Annotated in this window: 1 rRNA gene; it reads left to right on the top strand. The window is 53.2% G+C overall.

Annotation, left to right across the window (positions count from 1 at the left end):
- Positions 1-883, top strand: a 16S ribosomal RNA gene (locus tag BUB27_RS18805); the annotation flags it as partial.
- Between the last annotated feature and the right edge of the window lie 210 nt (positions 884-1,093).

Genomic DNA, 1,093 nt, shown 5'->3' with positions numbered 1-1,093 from the left:
GAGTAATGGAGGGGTAACTGGAATTCTCGGTGTAGCAGTGAAATGCGTAGATATCGAGAGGAAGACCAACGGCGAAGGCAGGTTACTGGACATTTACTGACGCTGAGGCTCGAAGGCCAGGGGAGCGAAAGGGATTAGATACCCCTGTAGTCCTGGCAGTAAACGGTGTGCGCTTGGTGTAGGTGGGTTCGACCCCATCTGTGCCGGAGCTAACGCGTTAAGCGCACCGCCTGGGGAGTACGGTCGCAAGACTAAAACTCAAAGAAATTGACGGGGACCCGCACAAGCGGTGGAGTATGTGGCTTAATTCGATGCAACGCGAAGAACCTTACCTGGGCTTGACATGCATTGCTAATTCGGTGAAAGCCGATGAGTCTTCGGACGCCTTGCACAGGTGCTGCATGGCCGTCGTCAGCTCGTGTCGTGAGATGTTCGGTTAAGTCCGGCAACGAGCGCAACCCCTGTGGTTAGTTACTAACATTAAGTTGAGGACTCTAGCCAGACTGCCCAGATCAACTGGGAGGAAGGTGGGGATGACGTCAGGTCAGTATGGCCCTTACGCCCAGGGCTGCACACGTACTACAATGCCCAGTACAATGAGAACCGAGACCGCGAGGTGGAGGAAATCTACAAAACTGGGCTCAGTTCGGATTGGAGGCTGCAACTCGCCTCCATGAAGTTGGAATCGCTAGTAATGGCACATCAGCTACGGTGCCGTGAATACGTTCCCGGGTCTTGTACACACCGCCCGTCACATCATGGAAGCCGATCGCACCCGAAGTGCCTGCGTCAACATTGGCAGGGCCCTAAGGTGTAGTTGGTAACTGGGATGAAGTCGTAACAAGGTAGCCGTAGGGGAACCTGCGGCTGGATCACCTCCTTTCTACGGAGAAAACGCTTAAACGCGTAGGTCGAAGGCTAACGTCGGGGATGAACCCTGACCAAGTCTGCAACACGGAAACAAGTTGCACGTTACAAAAATTATAGCGCGCCTTTCGGGGCTACTCGCAGCACACAATTCAGTTTTTACCTCTTCAAGGAATGAAGAAACAAGGAAAAGTCCAAGGACGGAACCTGGCAAATAAACACCACC

This window comes from Rubritalea squalenifaciens DSM 18772 (genome assembly GCF_900141815.1).
Classification (GTDB): domain Bacteria; phylum Verrucomicrobiota; class Verrucomicrobiia; order Verrucomicrobiales; family Akkermansiaceae; genus Rubritalea; species Rubritalea squalenifaciens.
Note: the sequence above shows the minus strand (reverse complement) of the source record. Positions and strands in the feature narration are given on the sequence as shown.